At 61.0% G+C, this 13,879-nt stretch carries 11 protein-coding genes; 3 read left to right on the forward strand and 8 right to left on the reverse strand.

Translation table 11 applies throughout. The features are described 5' to 3' along the window. Positions 1 to 9: 9 nt before the first annotated feature. The 3 genes from bcsA to bcsR are packed head-to-tail and all read right to left on the reverse strand — an operon-like array spanning position 10 to position 3,530. On the reverse strand, positions 10 to 2,613 hold the full coding sequence (gene bcsA, locus HF675_RS22835; protein WP_105229311.1) for a UDP-forming cellulose synthase catalytic subunit: 2,604 nt from the start codon (positions 2,611 to 2,613) through the stop codon (positions 10 to 12). Continuing rightward, a complete protein-coding gene (bcsQ, locus tag HF675_RS22840) occupies positions 2,610 to 3,335 on the reverse strand; it encodes a cellulose biosynthesis protein BcsQ (protein WP_105229310.1) in 726 nt (241 codons plus the stop codon). Before bcsQ ends, bcsA begins: the two co-directional genes overlap by 4 nt. A gap of 3 nt (positions 3,336 to 3,338) precedes the next feature. Then, on the reverse strand, positions 3,339 to 3,530 hold the full coding sequence (gene bcsR / locus HF675_RS22845; protein WP_105229309.1) for a cellulose biosynthesis protein BcsR: 192 nt from the start codon (positions 3,528 to 3,530) through the stop codon (positions 3,339 to 3,341). Positions 3,531 to 3,732: 202 nt separating this feature from the next. On the opposite strand from bcsR, the gene bcsE reads away from it, so the two are divergent. The 3 genes from bcsE to bcsG are packed head-to-tail and all read left to right on the forward strand — an operon-like array spanning position 3,733 to position 7,147. Beyond that, complete coding sequence (bcsE, locus tag HF675_RS22850) at positions 3,733 to 5,289, forward strand: cellulose biosynthesis protein BcsE (RefSeq protein WP_187043832.1); 1,557 nt, start codon at positions 3,733 to 3,735, stop codon at positions 5,287 to 5,289. Further along, on the forward strand, positions 5,286 to 5,489 hold the full coding sequence (gene bcsF, locus HF675_RS22855) for a cellulose biosynthesis protein BcsF (protein WP_105229307.1): 204 nt from the start codon (positions 5,286 to 5,288) through the stop codon (positions 5,487 to 5,489). The genes bcsE and bcsF overlap by 4 nt, the downstream gene beginning before the upstream one ends. Further along, on the forward strand, positions 5,486 to 7,147 hold the full coding sequence (bcsG, locus tag HF675_RS22860; RefSeq protein WP_187043833.1) for a cellulose biosynthesis protein BcsG: 1,662 nt from the start codon (positions 5,486 to 5,488) through the stop codon (positions 7,145 to 7,147). Before bcsF ends, bcsG begins: the two co-directional genes overlap by 4 nt. A gap of 306 nt (positions 7,148 to 7,453) precedes the next feature. Here the strand turns inward: bcsG and dppF are convergent, their stop codons facing one another. From dppF to dppA, 5 genes are all read right to left on the reverse strand, one after another. Then, positions 7,454 to 8,440 carry a dipeptide ABC transporter ATP-binding subunit DppF gene (dppF, locus tag HF675_RS22865; protein WP_105229305.1) on the reverse strand — a complete coding sequence of 329 codons (987 nt, stop codon included), beginning with the start codon at positions 8,438 to 8,440 and terminating at the stop codon, positions 7,454 to 7,456. Then, on the reverse strand, positions 8,437 to 9,417 hold the full coding sequence (dppD, locus tag HF675_RS22870; RefSeq protein WP_105229304.1) for a dipeptide ABC transporter ATP-binding protein: 981 nt from the start codon (positions 9,415 to 9,417) through the stop codon (positions 8,437 to 8,439). Before dppD ends, dppF begins: the two co-directional genes overlap by 4 nt. Positions 9,418 to 9,431: 14 nt before the next feature. Further along, positions 9,432 to 10,334, reverse strand: coding sequence for a dipeptide ABC transporter permease DppC (gene dppC / locus HF675_RS22875; RefSeq protein ID WP_105229303.1), 903 nt, complete (start codon positions 10,332 to 10,334; stop codon positions 9,432 to 9,434). Positions 10,335 to 10,345: 11 nt separating this feature from the next. Further along, positions 10,346 to 11,365: a dipeptide ABC transporter permease DppB gene (gene dppB, locus HF675_RS22880; protein WP_105229302.1), complete on the reverse strand. Its 1,020-nt coding sequence runs from the start codon at positions 11,363 to 11,365 to the stop codon at positions 10,346 to 10,348. 176 nt (positions 11,366 to 11,541) lie between these two features. Continuing rightward, positions 11,542 to 13,149, reverse strand: coding sequence for a dipeptide ABC transporter periplasmic-binding protein DppA (gene dppA / locus HF675_RS22885; RefSeq protein WP_105229301.1), 1,608 nt, complete (start codon positions 13,147 to 13,149; stop codon positions 11,542 to 11,544). Between the last annotated feature and the right edge of the window lie 730 nt (positions 13,150 to 13,879).

Here is a 13,879-nt window from a genome sequence, read left to right on the forward strand (position 1 = left end):
TTACACGGCCTACACCACGGTTTCTTTCTGGCTGAACGTCGCGCTGCGCCCGACGCCGTGCGGGATAAACGACAGCAGCCAGCTCAGCAGCGACATCGCGCCGACCAGCACGCCGCGCACCAGCGGCGGCGCATAGTCCGCCATCCGCAGATAGCCGCGGAAGCCCAGCGCCAGCACGTCCCGCAGGCTGTCAATCGGCTTGTCTTCAGGGAAGCCGTCCTGCCACAGCGCCCAGGTATCGGCGCGGGCAAACGTGCACTGAATAAAATCAATGTGCTGGCGGGTGGTCAGCGCCACCATGCGCAGCCCGATCTTGGCGCCGAAGGCGCGCGTCACCACGCAGGGGAAGCTGTATTCCTGCCGGCCGCGTTTGAGCAGCAGCCCGACCTTGTCGCCCTCTTGCAGCCGATCCGGCAGGCGCATTTCCACCCCGACGCCGCCGTCGGAGTAATCGCGCAGCGTGCAGGGATACAGGTGGCCGTCTTCGCACGACAGCGCGGCCGGCATGGCGATCTCCACCCGGTGCGACTGACGCACCTGTTTGGCTTCCACCGCCACCGCTACCGCCCCGCCGAGAATGGTCATGTTGTACAGCACCCACACCAGGCTGACGATCACCGTCATGATTTCATCCGCCGGGCCGTACATCATGCGCCAGACGCCGAAGCACAGGCCGGCCAGATTCAGCAGCACCAGCACCATATATGGCCGGGTAATCACCCAGTCGACGTGTTCCTCTTCCACCAGGCCGCCCTTGGCGGTGACGTTAAACTTACCCTTGTGCGGGTTGAGCAGCGCCACGGTGGTCGGCCGGGCGATATACCACGCCAGCACCGTTTCGTAGATTTCGCTCCAGAACGAGTGGCGGTATTTGCCCTGAATGCGCGAGTTGGTCAGGCTGGAGTGGATCATATGCGGCAGCACGTACAGCGCGATGGCCAGCGCCGGGGCGAAGATGATATAGGCGTGCAGCAGCAGAAATGCCAGCGGCGCGGTCAGGAAGATCAGCCGCGGGATGCCCGACAAGAAGTGCAGCATGGCGTTGGCGTAGCACAGTCGCTGCGCCAGCTTCAGCCCCTTGCCGAACAGCGGGTTGTCCAGCCGGAAGATTTGCACCATGCCGCGCGCCCAGCGGATGCGCTGACCGATATGCGCCGACAGGCTCTCGGTCGCCAGCCCGGCCGCCTGCGGAATGCGGATATAGGCCGAGGTGTAGCCCAGACGGTGCAGGCGCAGCGAGGTATGCGCGTCTTCCGTGACGGTTTCCACCGCGATACCGCCAATTTCATCCAGCGCCGAACGCCGTAAAATAGCGCAGGAACCGCAGAAGAAGGTGGCGTCCCACATATCGTTGCCGTCCTGCACCAGCCCGTAGAACAGCGTGCCTTCGTTCGGCGTCTGGCGGAAGCGGCCCAGGTTGCGCTCAAACGGATCCGGTGAGAAGAAGTGGTGCGGCGTCTGCAGCATCGCCAGCTTGCGGTCTTTAAAGAACCAGCCCATGGTCAGCTGCAGGAAAGAGCGCGTCGGCACGTGGTCACAGTCGAAGATCGCCACGAATTCGCCGCTGGCGTGCTGCAGCGCGTGGTTGATATTACCGGCCTTGGCGTGCTCGTGCGTGGCGCGCGCAATATACTTCACCCCCACCTCTTCGGCGAAAGCGCGGAACTCCGGGCGGTTGCCGTCGTCCAGAATAAAGATATTCAGCTTGTCGCGCGGCCAGTCGATGCCCAGCGCGGCATAGATAGTCGGTTTCACCACGCTGAGATCTTCGTTATAGGTCGGCACCATCAGATCGACCGTCGGCCACTGGCGGCTGTCCGGCGGCATCTCAACCGGCTGACGGTTCAGCGGCCACACCGTCTGGAAATAGCCCAGCACCAGCACCACCCAGGCGTAGGTTTCCGCCACCAGCAGCAACAGGCCGCAGATCAGGCTGAGCGGGTCATCCCAGTTCAGCGTGGCGGTATAGCGCCACCACAGATAGCGGCAGGAGACGGTCAGCGACAGCACGATCAGCATCAGCGCCGGCAGACGCCCCGGCACCCGCCGCACCACCAGCGCAATGCCCCACAGCAGCAGCACAAACACAAACTGCGCGGACAGATCGAACGGCTGGGAGATGCACAGCAGCGCCAGGATCGCCGCCAGCACGCCGGCAAAGATAAACAGGATGCGGCGCAGATGGCGGTTCATCCGCCCCAGGCGCGCCGTAGTCTGCTGCTCGACGCCGGCGTCCGCCAGCCGGTGCGGCAAACGTTGCATCCAGTTGAGGTAGCGCAGGCGCAGCGTGCGCCAGCCGCTGAAGGTAAAACGTGTGCGCGACCCGCGCCCGCTGCGAAACAGCAGCAGCCACAGCGCCTGCAGCAGATAGCGCAGCGCGTCGGCCGGACGCGGCCGGGTAGAGGAAAGATGCGGGAACCAGTAAGTCCGGCCGGCGCGAATGCGCTGCCAGGACGGTGATTCAAAGCGCAGCAGCGCCCAGCCGCAGGCGACCAGCAGCGTGGTCAGCAGGGCGGTCAGCGCTGACGAACCGTTGCGCCGGTAGCCGCGATAGCGCGTCTGCACCGCCTGATAGACCGGCGGCATCAGCAGCAGATGCATCACCCGGCTCATGCAGCGCTGTCCTGCAGATGCAGCAGGCACCAGTTGGCCAGCGTCAGAATTTCATCCGCCGCCAGGCTCTCTGGGCGGTATTCCCCCAGCGGCTGTTTCATCGCCGGCGCCTCCGCCAGCGCCTCATCGCGATGCACCATCACCGGCAGCAGGTTATGCAGACTTTGCAGCCACAGCTGGTGCAGATCCTGCTGCAGCTGGCTGTGCGGATTGTAATGGTTAATCAGAAAATGGCCGTGCTCCGGCAACGGCTGCTGATGCAGGCGCGCATGGCAGTTGGCGTCCGGCGTCAGCAGTACAAACGCCCGGTCGGCGGCGTCGAGCGCCTGCCGTGCCGGCGCATCGTCGCCCGCCGGGACGTCCAGCAGGATCCAGCGATAGCGCCCGGCGTCCTGCAGCTGACGGATCTTTTCCCGCCACGGCGTCGGGCTTTGCTGCAGATTGCGGCGTTCCGCATCGCTCAGCCGGCCAAACGGCAGAAAGTCGAGGTTTTCACTATAGCGCATCGCCCCTTGTCGCCAGTCACCGTCGTCCAGCTCCGCGCGCGCCCAGCCGCGCGCCAGCGCGAACGGCGTGTTGAAATGCAGGCGCAGTAAATTATCCGCCGAACAGTCGATCGCCAGCACCGATTCACCCAGTTGCTGAAATGCCCAGGCCAACGCCGCCGTGACCGACGTCGTTCCTATTCCGCCCCGCATCCCCTGCAGCGCAATTACCGGCATAAATTAGTGACTCCCTGATTCTTTGGACAATTCATCCAGCAGCGGCCAACGCGTCATCATTTGCATTAAACGTTCCTGCTGCAAAATATCGATATAACGTAATGGGGGTAAGGAGAAAGCGTGACGCAGCGCCTGCAGGTCATCCGGCGTTTCTGACGATAAATCCGCATCGGAGCGTATTAATTGATTATCCATCCTGCGGTCTCTGAAAATAGGCTAATATTACATAACTATAGCAATGATATGGAAAGAAACGCCCAATAAGATAAATCCCGTCGGATATTATTACTCAGGTGGCGAATTTGTTATTATTGATGACAATGTTACAATCGTTTATTAATTTAATCCAGTTGCCAGTTATTGACCCGCGACGCTTTCAACGAAAGTAGAAAAACCTATGGCGCACTCTTTCTCATTAGGAATACGACAGATTTGGGAAGAACTTTCTGTCATGCAGTCCCCTGGATTTTATTGGATTAACTGCGACCGCCAACCCGACGCCAACCTGCTTTGCCGTCAAATCATCGCCGCGCAATCCGCAGACAGCCGCGGCGCCTTGATCTGCAGCGGCGACAAACCCGACGCACTGTTAAGCGAACTGGCTGCGCCGGCGCTGCACAAGCTGCCGTTGTATACCCTGCCGGAAAAAAAAGCCGCCCTGCTCAGCCTCAGCGACGATCTGACCCGCGCCCTGAAGCCACACAACCGTCTGCTGATCCTGCTGGCCCACGCCAGCCTGTGGCAAACCTTCACCCGTGAAGAGCTCCACGCCTGGCTGCGCGAGCTGGGTCACTGGCTGCGCCGCCGGCAGTGCACCCTGGTGGTGCTCAGCCATGGCAACGGCGTCAATAAACTGCGCGGCCAGCTGGCGGCACAGCATCGCGCGCTGGACGGGCTGGCCAGCCTGCTGTGGCAGCAGGACAGCGCGCAGTACCTGGTGAACTGGTGGGGCACGGCAAACGGCGTCAACGCCAATCAACTGCTGACGCTGTACGCCGCGCAGCAGGGCTGGCAGGGGGAAGACGACCAGAAACCCGCCCCCAGCGCCGCACGCAACGACGATCATATCTACCTGGCGGAACAGCGCGTGCTGGAAGGCGCGCCGCCGCTGTCCGCCAACTGGCAACTGCTGGAAAACAACGCCCAACTGGCGCAGCAGGGCATGCTGATGCTGTCTGCCACGCTGGTGTTCGCCCTGTACCACAGCGAAGAGATCGATACGCTGGCGCAGCAGATCCACAGCCTGCGCCGGCAGCGCGGCAACGGTCTGAAAATCGTGGTGCGTGAAATGCGCGCCAGCCTGCGCTACAGCGACGAACGCCTGCTGCTGGCCTGCGGCGCCAACCTGATTGTGCCGCACGTCGCGCCGCTGTCGCGCTTTCTCACCATGCTGGAGGGCATCCAGGGGCAGCGCTTCTCACGCCACGTGCCGGCAGATATCGACGTGCTGCTGTCCGGCCTGCGCCCGCTGCAGCTGAAAGGCTATCTGCGCCCTGAGGCGTTTACGGCGGCGGTGCGCTCGCTGATGGGCAATACCCTGCTGCCGGAAGACGGCAAAGGCGTGATGGTGGCGCTGCGTCCGGCGCCGGGGCTGCGCGCCGAACAGGCGATGACGCTGTGCCAGCTGCGCCGTTTCGGCGACGTGATGACCGTGGCGCAGGGACGGCTGCTGCTGTTTCTCTCCACCTGCCGCATCAACGATCTGGACACCGCGCTGCGGCACATCCTGCGCCTGCCGGTGGAGGAGGCGTTCAGCAACCGCGTAGTATGGTATCAGGACGTCGATATCAACTCGGAAATCAAGCGTATGGCGCAGGGCGTCGCTACCCCCGCCGCCCGGCAGGAAACGCCGATCGCTGCCAAAACGGCGGAGAAAAACGCGGACGCCGCGCCGCCCGTGCGCCGTCAGCCGGTGGCCATCACCCTGCCCGTCGCTCAGGAGAAACAGGCATGATCAATCTGGACGACATCGTACAGCTGGTGCTGCTGTGCGCGATTATCTTTCTCCCGCTGGGCTATGGACTGCACCGCCGCTTCCCCCACGGCTGGCGCAATATAAAAAACCGTTTTCTTTCACCGCGTTATCTGCAGTCGGCCGGACTGTGGTCGCGCGATGGTTCCACCTCTCAGACTAAGCGTAAGAAACCGCAATGAACGATAAAAACACGACGCACACCACGCACGCGCTGTGGCGCTACTGGCGCGGTCTCGGCGGCTGGAACTACTATTTTCTGATTAAATTCGGTCTGCTGTGGTTCGGATATCTGAACTTCCACCCGCTGGCCAACCTGGTATTTATGGCTTTCCTGCTGATGCCGCTCCCTTCGCTGCGGCTGCACCGCTGGCGCCACTGGCTGGCGATCCCGATAGGTTTCGCGCTGTTCTATCACGACACCTGGCTACCGGGTATCAGCAGCATTCTCAGCCAGGGCTCGCAGCTCACCGGCTTCAGCGCCGACTACCTGCTGGAACTGGTAACACGCTTTATCAACTGGCAAATGGTCGGCGCGGCTTTTGTGGCGCTGATCGGCTACCTGTTCCTGTCGCAGTGGATCCGCGTGACGGTATTTACCGTCGCGGCGCTGGTCTGGCTCAACCTGCTGGCCATCGGCGGCCCGGCGTTTTCCCTGCTGCCATCCGCCCCCAGCACCGCGGCGACGCCGGGGCCTGCCGCTACGCCGGCGTCCGGCGACGACACCGCCAACGGCCAGCTGCCCGCCGCCAGCGGGCCGCCCACCAGCGCTAATCTGACGGCCTACCTCGATCGGTTCTATCAGCAGGAGAAAAAGCGCGCCACCGCCTTCCCGGCGTCGCTGCCGGCCGATGCCCAGCCGTTCGACCTGCTGGTGATCAATATCTGCTCGCTGGCCTGGTCGGATATTGAGGCCTCCGGGCTGCAGAATCACCCGCTGTGGGCCAAAATGGACATCATGTTCGACAACTTCAACTCGGCGACCGCCTACAGCGGCCCGGCGTCGATTCGCCTGCTGCGCGCCAGCTGCGGCCAGACGTCGCACCGCGACCTGTACCAGCCGGTGAACCAGCAGTGCTACCTGTTTGATAACCTGGCGAAACTGGGCTTCAAAGAGCAACTGATGATGGACCACTCCGGCGTGTTCGGCAATTACCTGAAAGAGCTGCGCGAGGAAGGTGATATGCAGGCGCCGTTGATGTCGCAGAACGGCATCGGCAATGAGCTGGGCTCGTTTGACGGCGAACCGATTTACAACGATCTGCAGTTGCTGAGCCGCTGGCTGGAACAGCAGAAAAACGGCGGCGAAGCGCGCACCGCGACCTTCTTCAACCTGATTCCGCTGCACGACGGCAACCGCTTCGTCGGTTCGAAAAAGACCGCCGACTATGCGCCGCGGGCGCAGCAGCTGTTCGACCAGTTGAACACCTTCCTCGACCAGTTGGAGAAGTCCGGCCGTAAAGTCATGGTGGTCATCGTGCCGGAGCACGGCGCGGCGCTGGTCGGCGACAAAATGCAGATGTCCGGCCTGCGCGATATCCCCAGCCCGAGCATCACCCATATTCCGGTCGGCATTAAGCTGGTCGGCATGACAGCGGCGCACCCGGGCAGCCCGCTGCAGGTGAAAACACCAAGCAGCTATCTGGCAATTTCCGAACTGGTGGCGCGCCTGGTGGACGGCAAAGCCTTTAGCGCCGACCAGGTGGACTGGCAGACGCTGACTCAGGGGCTGCCGCAGACCGCGCCAATCTCTGAGAATGATAATGCGGTGGTGATGCAATATCAGGGTAAAACCTATATTCGCCTTAACGGCGGCGACTGGGTGCCCTACCCGCAATAGCAAGGATGGCAAAGAGAAAACGGGCGCATAAAATATGCGCCCGTTTTATTTGAATCATGTCAAAATCGAGACTAGGAACATTCTGAATACAAATACTATTCTTGTTTTTAACCGCGGTAAAAAAATAATTACCCTGCTAGTCACTCTGCATACTTTCGCCATTTTATGACATAAAAAGGCGACGCTATTTAACCTTTCCGACATCAGGAAAAATGGCCGTATTCCTTATCCGCTCGTCGCCGGCGACCTTATTTCTGCCTGGCTGAATAACAGGGGCCGCCGCTACGGCCCCTGCTCCCCTACGGGTTATCCGCGCTCCTCATCCTGATCGACGGCAAAACACGCCACCATCTGCTCGCCATACTGGCGCAGCTGCGGCTGGCGCTGCGTACAGGCGCCGAACGCCCGGCGGCAGCGGGCGTTGAACGCACAGCCCGGCGGCGGGTTCATCGGGCTGGGCAGCTCGCCGCTCAGCTTGATGCGCTCCCGACGCATATCCGGGTTCAGGCGCGGTGTCGCCGACAGCAGCGCCTGAGTGTACGGATGGCGCGGATTGTTGAAAATGGCGTCCTTACTGCCCTTCTCCACGCAGCGCCCCAGATACATCACCATCACCTCGTCGGCGATATGCTCCACTACCGACAGGTCGTGCGAAATAAACACGTAGGACAGCCCCAGCTCCTGCTGCAGGTCCATCATCAGGTTAAGCACCTGCGCCCGCACCGACACGTCAAGCGCGGAGACCGGCTCATCGGCGATCACCACGTCCGGATTCAGCATCAGCCCACGGGCGATGGCGATACGCTGCCGCTGGCCGCCGGAGAACATATGCGGATAGCGGTCGTAATGCTCGGTTTTCAGCCCGACTTTGGCCATCATCGCCAGCGCCTTCTCCCGCCGCTCGGCGGCGCTGAGCGAGGTGTTGATCAGCAGCGGCTCCTCAAGGATCTGCCCGACCTTCTTGCGCGGGTTGAGCGATCCGTAGGGGTTCTGGAACACGATCTGGATCTTCTGCCGGCGCAGCTTTTCCGCCGTGACGTCCGGCTTCAGCAGATCCTGCCCCTGATAGTACAGCTCGCCGTCGGTCGGCGTCTCAATCATGGTCAGCAGGCGGCCCAGCGTGGACTTGCCGCAGCCGGATTCCCCCACCACCGCCAGCGTCTTGCCGCGCTCCAGGGTGAAAGAGACGCCATCCAGCGCTTTCACCAGCCGCTCCGGCGCAAACAGGCCTTTCTTCACCGGGTAATACTTCTTCAGCCCGGTGGCCTGCAGTAAAGGTTGATTCTGGCTCATACGGTCGGCCTCCCCGCATCATCCAGCGGTGTGTGACATTTAACCTGACGGCCGGGAATGCTGCGCAGTTCCGGCTCCTCATTGCGGCAGCGCTCGGTGGCGTACGGGCAGCGCGGGTTGAGCAGACAGCCGCCCGGGCGGTCATACTTGCCCGGCACCACGCCCGGCAGCGACGCCAGGCGCGCCTTGTCGGCGGCAAACTCCGGCAGCGCGCGCAACAGCGCCTGGGTATACGGATGGCGCGGCGCGCGGAAGATTTCCGACGCCTTGCCGGACTCCACCACCTGGCCGGCGTACATCACGATAATGTGCTGCGCCGCTTCCGACACCAGCGCCAGGTCGTGGGTAATCAGCACCAGCGCCATGTTTTCACGCTGCTGCAGCTCCAGCAGCAGCTCGATGATCTGCGCCTGGATGGTGACATCCAGCGCGGTGGTCGGCTCATCGGCAATCAGCAGCTTGGGCCGGCAGGCGATCGCCATGGCGATCATCACGCGCTGGCTCATACCGCCGGACAGTTGATGCGGGTAGACGTCCAGCCGCGACGCCGGGTCGGGAATCCCCACCTGCGTCAGCAGATCGACCGCGCGCTGACGCCGGGTGCGGCGGCTGCCGCCCTGGTGCACCTTCAGCGCTTCCATAATCTGAAAACCGACGGTGTAGCACGGGTTCAGACTGGTCATCGGGTCCTGGAAAATCATCGCCACTTCGGCGCCCACCAGCTGGCGGCGCTCTTTCTCTGACAGTTTCTGCAAATCCTGGCCGTTGAACGCCAGGTTATCGGCCATCACCCGGCCGGGATAATCAATCAGCCCCATAATCGCCAGCGAACTGACGGACTTGCCGGAGCCGGATTCGCCGACAATGCCCACTACCTGCCCCTGCTCCACGCTGTAGCTGATGCGATCAACCGCGCGGAACGGCGCGCCTTCGTCACCAAAGTGCACCGAAAGCTTATCTACATTTAATAACGCCATGATCCATTCCTCAGTTACTGCTTGAGTTTGGGGTCGAGAGCATCGCGCAAACCGTCCCCCATCAGGTTAAACGCCAGCACCGTCAGCAGAATCGCCAGCCCCGGGAAGGTCACCACCCACCAGGCGCTTTGCGCGAACTGCAGTACGTCGGAGAGCATCGTGCCCCATTCCGGCGTCGGCGGCTGTGCGCCCATACCGAGGAAACCCAGCGCGGCCATATCGAGAATGGCATTGGAAAAACCGAGCGACGCCTGCACGATCAGCGGCGCCAGACAGTTAGGCAGAATATTGACGAACATCTGGCGCAGCGCCCCGGCGCCCGCCACCCGTGAGGCGGTGACGTAGTCGCGGTTGACCTCCACCAGCACCGCCGCGCGGGTGAGGCGCACGTAGTGCGGCAGGGCGACGAAGGTCAGCGCCAGTGACGCATTGACGATCGACGGCCCGAATACCGCCACCAGCACCAGCGCTAGCAGCAGGCTCGGCAGCGCCAGCATAATATCGACGACGCGCATGATGACGGCGTCCACCACGCCGCCGCAGTAGCCGGCCAGCAGGCCGAACACCACGCCCATAATCAACGACAGCGCCACCACCAGACAGCCGACCAGCAGCGACAGGCGTGCGCCGAACATCAGGCGCGACAGCACGTCGCGGCCCACGTCGTCGGTGCCGAGAATAAACTGCCAGCTGCCGCCCTCCTGCCAGACCGGCGGTTTGAGCAGCGCGTCGCGGAACTGTTCCGCCGGCGCATGCGGCGCCAGGAAACCGGCGCCCAGCGCGATAACCAGCATAATGATGATATAGACCAGGCCGACCACGGCCCCTTTATTGCGCTTGAAGTAGTGCCAAAACTCCTGCAGCGGCGTCATGGGCTTCGGCGCGCCGGCGGCTACCGGCTCAGTTACTTGAGTCATTACGGCGCCCCTTATTTCTTGTGACGAATACGTGGGTTAACCACGCCGTAGAGCACGTCTACCAGCAGGTTAACCAGGATGATCATACAGGCGACCAGCAGCACCCCACCCTGCACCACCGGGTAGTCGCGCCGCTGCAGCGCTTCAATCAGCCAGCGGCCAAGGCCCGGCCAGGAGAAGATGGTTTCGGTCAGAATGGCGCCCGCCAGCAGCGTGCCGACCTGCAGACCAATCACCGTCACCACCGGCAGCAGCGCGTTGCGCAGCGCATGCACCACAATCACCCGCATACGGCTGACGCCCTTGGCGCGCGCGGTGCGGATATAGTCCTCCCCCAGCACTTCCAGCATCGACGAACGGGTCATACGCACGATCACCGCCAGCGGAATGGTGCCCAGCACTACTGCCGGCAAAATCATATGCATCACCGCATCGACAAAATCGCCGGGCTCGCCCCAGAACAGGGTGTCGATCAGCATAAAGCCGGTCAGCGGCAGAGTATCGTCAAGGAACACCGTATCGCTGATCCTGCCGGAGACCGGCGTCAGGTTCAGCTGCACCGATACCAGCATGATCAGCATCATGCCCCACCAGAAAATCGGCATCGAATAGCCGGTCAGCGAGATGCCCACCGCGGTATGGTCAAAAATCGATCCCCGCCTCACCGCCGCCAGCACGCCGACCGGAATACCCACCAGCACGGCGAATATCATCGCGCAGATGCCCAGCTCCAGCGTCGCCTTAAAGCGCGGCACGAACTCGTCCCAGACGGAAATACGGCTCTTGAGGGACGTACCCAAGTCGCCCTGCAGCACATTGGATACGTAAGTGAAATATTGCTGATACAGCGGCTTGTCCAGCCCCATTTCCGCCATGATCTGCGCATGGCGCTCTGCGGAGATCCCGCGTTCCCCGGCCATGATCGTCACCGGATCGCCGGGGATCATGTGCACAAAGACAAAAGTCAGCAAAGTAATGCCGATAAACGTTGGGATAACTAACCCCAAACGTCGGAGTATGAACTGCAACATATCCCGAACTCTCTGTATAGGCGCCCGACAGCTCATCGTCCGCCGGGCTTATTAAGCTCACATCTTCTGAAAAGATCCTGGCGGGGACGGGCAGCCGCAGGCGCAACGCGTTGTGCCTGCGGCTGATGCGCCATCCCCGGCTTGTCAGGGCCGGGTAAACCCGGCCCGGTTACGCATTAATCCAGGGATACGTTCTCGAAGTGATGTTTACCCAGCGGATCCACCACGTAGCCTTTGACTTCTTTACGCACAGGCTCGTAAACGGTGGAGTGGGCGATGATCAGCGCCGGCGCCTGGTCGTGCATCACCACCTGCGCCTGCTTGTAGAGTTCGATGCGCTTGTTATGGTCAGAGGCGGCGCGCGCCGGCTGAATCAGCGCTTCGAACGACTTGTCGCACCAGCGTGAATAGTTGGAACCGTCCTTCGCCGCCGCGCAGCTGAACAGCGTGGCGAAGAAGTTATCCGGATCCCCGTTGTCGCCGGTCCAGCCCATCATCACCGTCTGGTGCTCGCCGTCTTTGGCGCGCTTGAGGTATTCACCCCACTCATAGGAAACGATTTTGGCCTTGACGCCGATCTTCGCCCAGTCGGACTGAATCATCTCCGCCATACGGCGGGCGTTCGGGTTGTACGGACGCTGTACCGGCATCGCCCACAGGTCGATGGTGAAGCCTTCCGCCATGCCGGCCTCTTTCAGCAGCGCCTTCGCTTTTTCAGGGTCGTAGGCGTAATCCTTCACCGCGTCGTTGTAGCCCCACATGGTCGGCGGGATCAGGTTTTTCGCCGCCTGACCGGCGCCCTGATAGACCGCATCGATAATGGCCTGCTTGTTGACTGCCATGGTCAGCGCCTGACGTACCTTCACATTATCCAGCGGCTTTTTCTCGACGTTAAACGACACATAGCCGACGTTCAGCCCCGGCTGTTCCATCAGGTTGATCGTTTTGTCCTGCTTCATACGCGCCAGGTCGGCCGGGTTCGGATACGGCATCACCTGACATTCGTTTTTCTGCAGCTTGGCGTAACGCACGGAGGCATCCGGGGTGATGGAGAACACCAGACGGTCGATCTTCGGCTTGGTGCCCCAATAGCCGTCAAACGCTTTATACAGGATGCGCGAGTCTTTCTGGTACTGCAGCAGCTGGAACGGACCGGTGCCGACCGGGTTGAGGTCCACTTTTTCCGGCGTGCCGGCTTTCATCATGTTGTCCGCATATTCCGCCGACAGAATCGAGGCGAAATCCATGCCCAAATCGGCCAGGAACGGCGCTTCCGGGCGGGTCAGCACAAAGCGCACGGTGTGATCGTCCACCTTCTCCACCTTGGCGATCAAATCCTGCATGCCCATGCCCTGGAAGTACTCATAGCTGCCGCCGGAGACCTTGTGGTACGGGTGTTTGGGATCCTGCTGGCGTTCGAAGGAGTAGACCACGTCGTCGGCGTTGAAATCGCGCGTCGGCTTAAAGATTTTGCTGCTTTGCCACTTCACGCCTTTACGCAGGTGGAAGGTGTAGGTTTTGCCGTCTTCACTGACGTCCCATTTTTCGGCCAGGCTCGGCTCGATTTCGGTGGTGCCGAGCTTGAACTCCACCAGACGGTTATAGATTGGCACCGAGCTGGCGTCATAGGTGGTGCCGGAGGTGAACAGCTGCGGGTTAAAACCTTCCGGCGAACCTTCAGAACAGTAAACCAGCGTTTTCGCCTGTACGCTGGCGGCGACGGTCAGCGCCACCAGTCCTATACCGAATTTCAGCATCCCCGATTTGGTCAAGGAACTCGTCATCGTTAGTGCTCCATTTGTGATGTGATGTGTGTATACCCGTCACGTTTCCGCTGGCCGGTGCGGCGGCGGCCCTTACCCGGCCCACTGCCAAGGCAGTGCGCCGTTCTGGGGTGCCGCTTTCCTGCAGCATGAAATCGTGGGGGTTAATGTCCGCCAGACCTGTATTTTTTTATTGCGCGGTCTGTGCGGCGGCCAGGGTCAGAAATGAGCCGGATGGAACGCATCCGGAAATAGGCGTTTAAGCGGGTGGTCGCCACTCAAACAGCTCTCGCTCTAACCCCTAAGGCTATCAAGTTGCCAACTGTTGAGGGTGGCGTCAATATAACCAGTGGGGTTTTACGCAGACTGTGAGAAACAGCAAACAAACATAAAAAAAACCATTTGTTAACATATACAGCATTAAACTTATGCTATGTGACAATTTTTCAGTGTGATTCCCTGAGTAACAAAAATTAACCAGCGTTAAACTCCGAGAAAAAACTAAAAAAGTTTGTTGTTAAATGCTGAAAATCTGAACGGTTATTTTTACGATTGGCTGCAAAAGCAGAACGAAATGCTGACGAATACCCCGAAAGAGTGAGTCCGATGCGCGCTTTTTTCGCGCCGCTCGGCAACTATCTGCGCGCAGGGAAAAAAGTGGGGGGAGCCTGTGGCGGCGTATCTCCATCCTCACGGCCACGGTATGGCCGATCGACAGACGAAAAAAAACCTGCTTTAAAAAGCAGGTTTT

It is taken from the genome of Serratia sp. JUb9 (assembly GCF_014298095.1).
In the GTDB taxonomy this organism is placed as follows: domain Bacteria; phylum Pseudomonadota; class Gammaproteobacteria; order Enterobacterales; family Enterobacteriaceae; genus Serratia_B; species Serratia_B rhizosphaerae.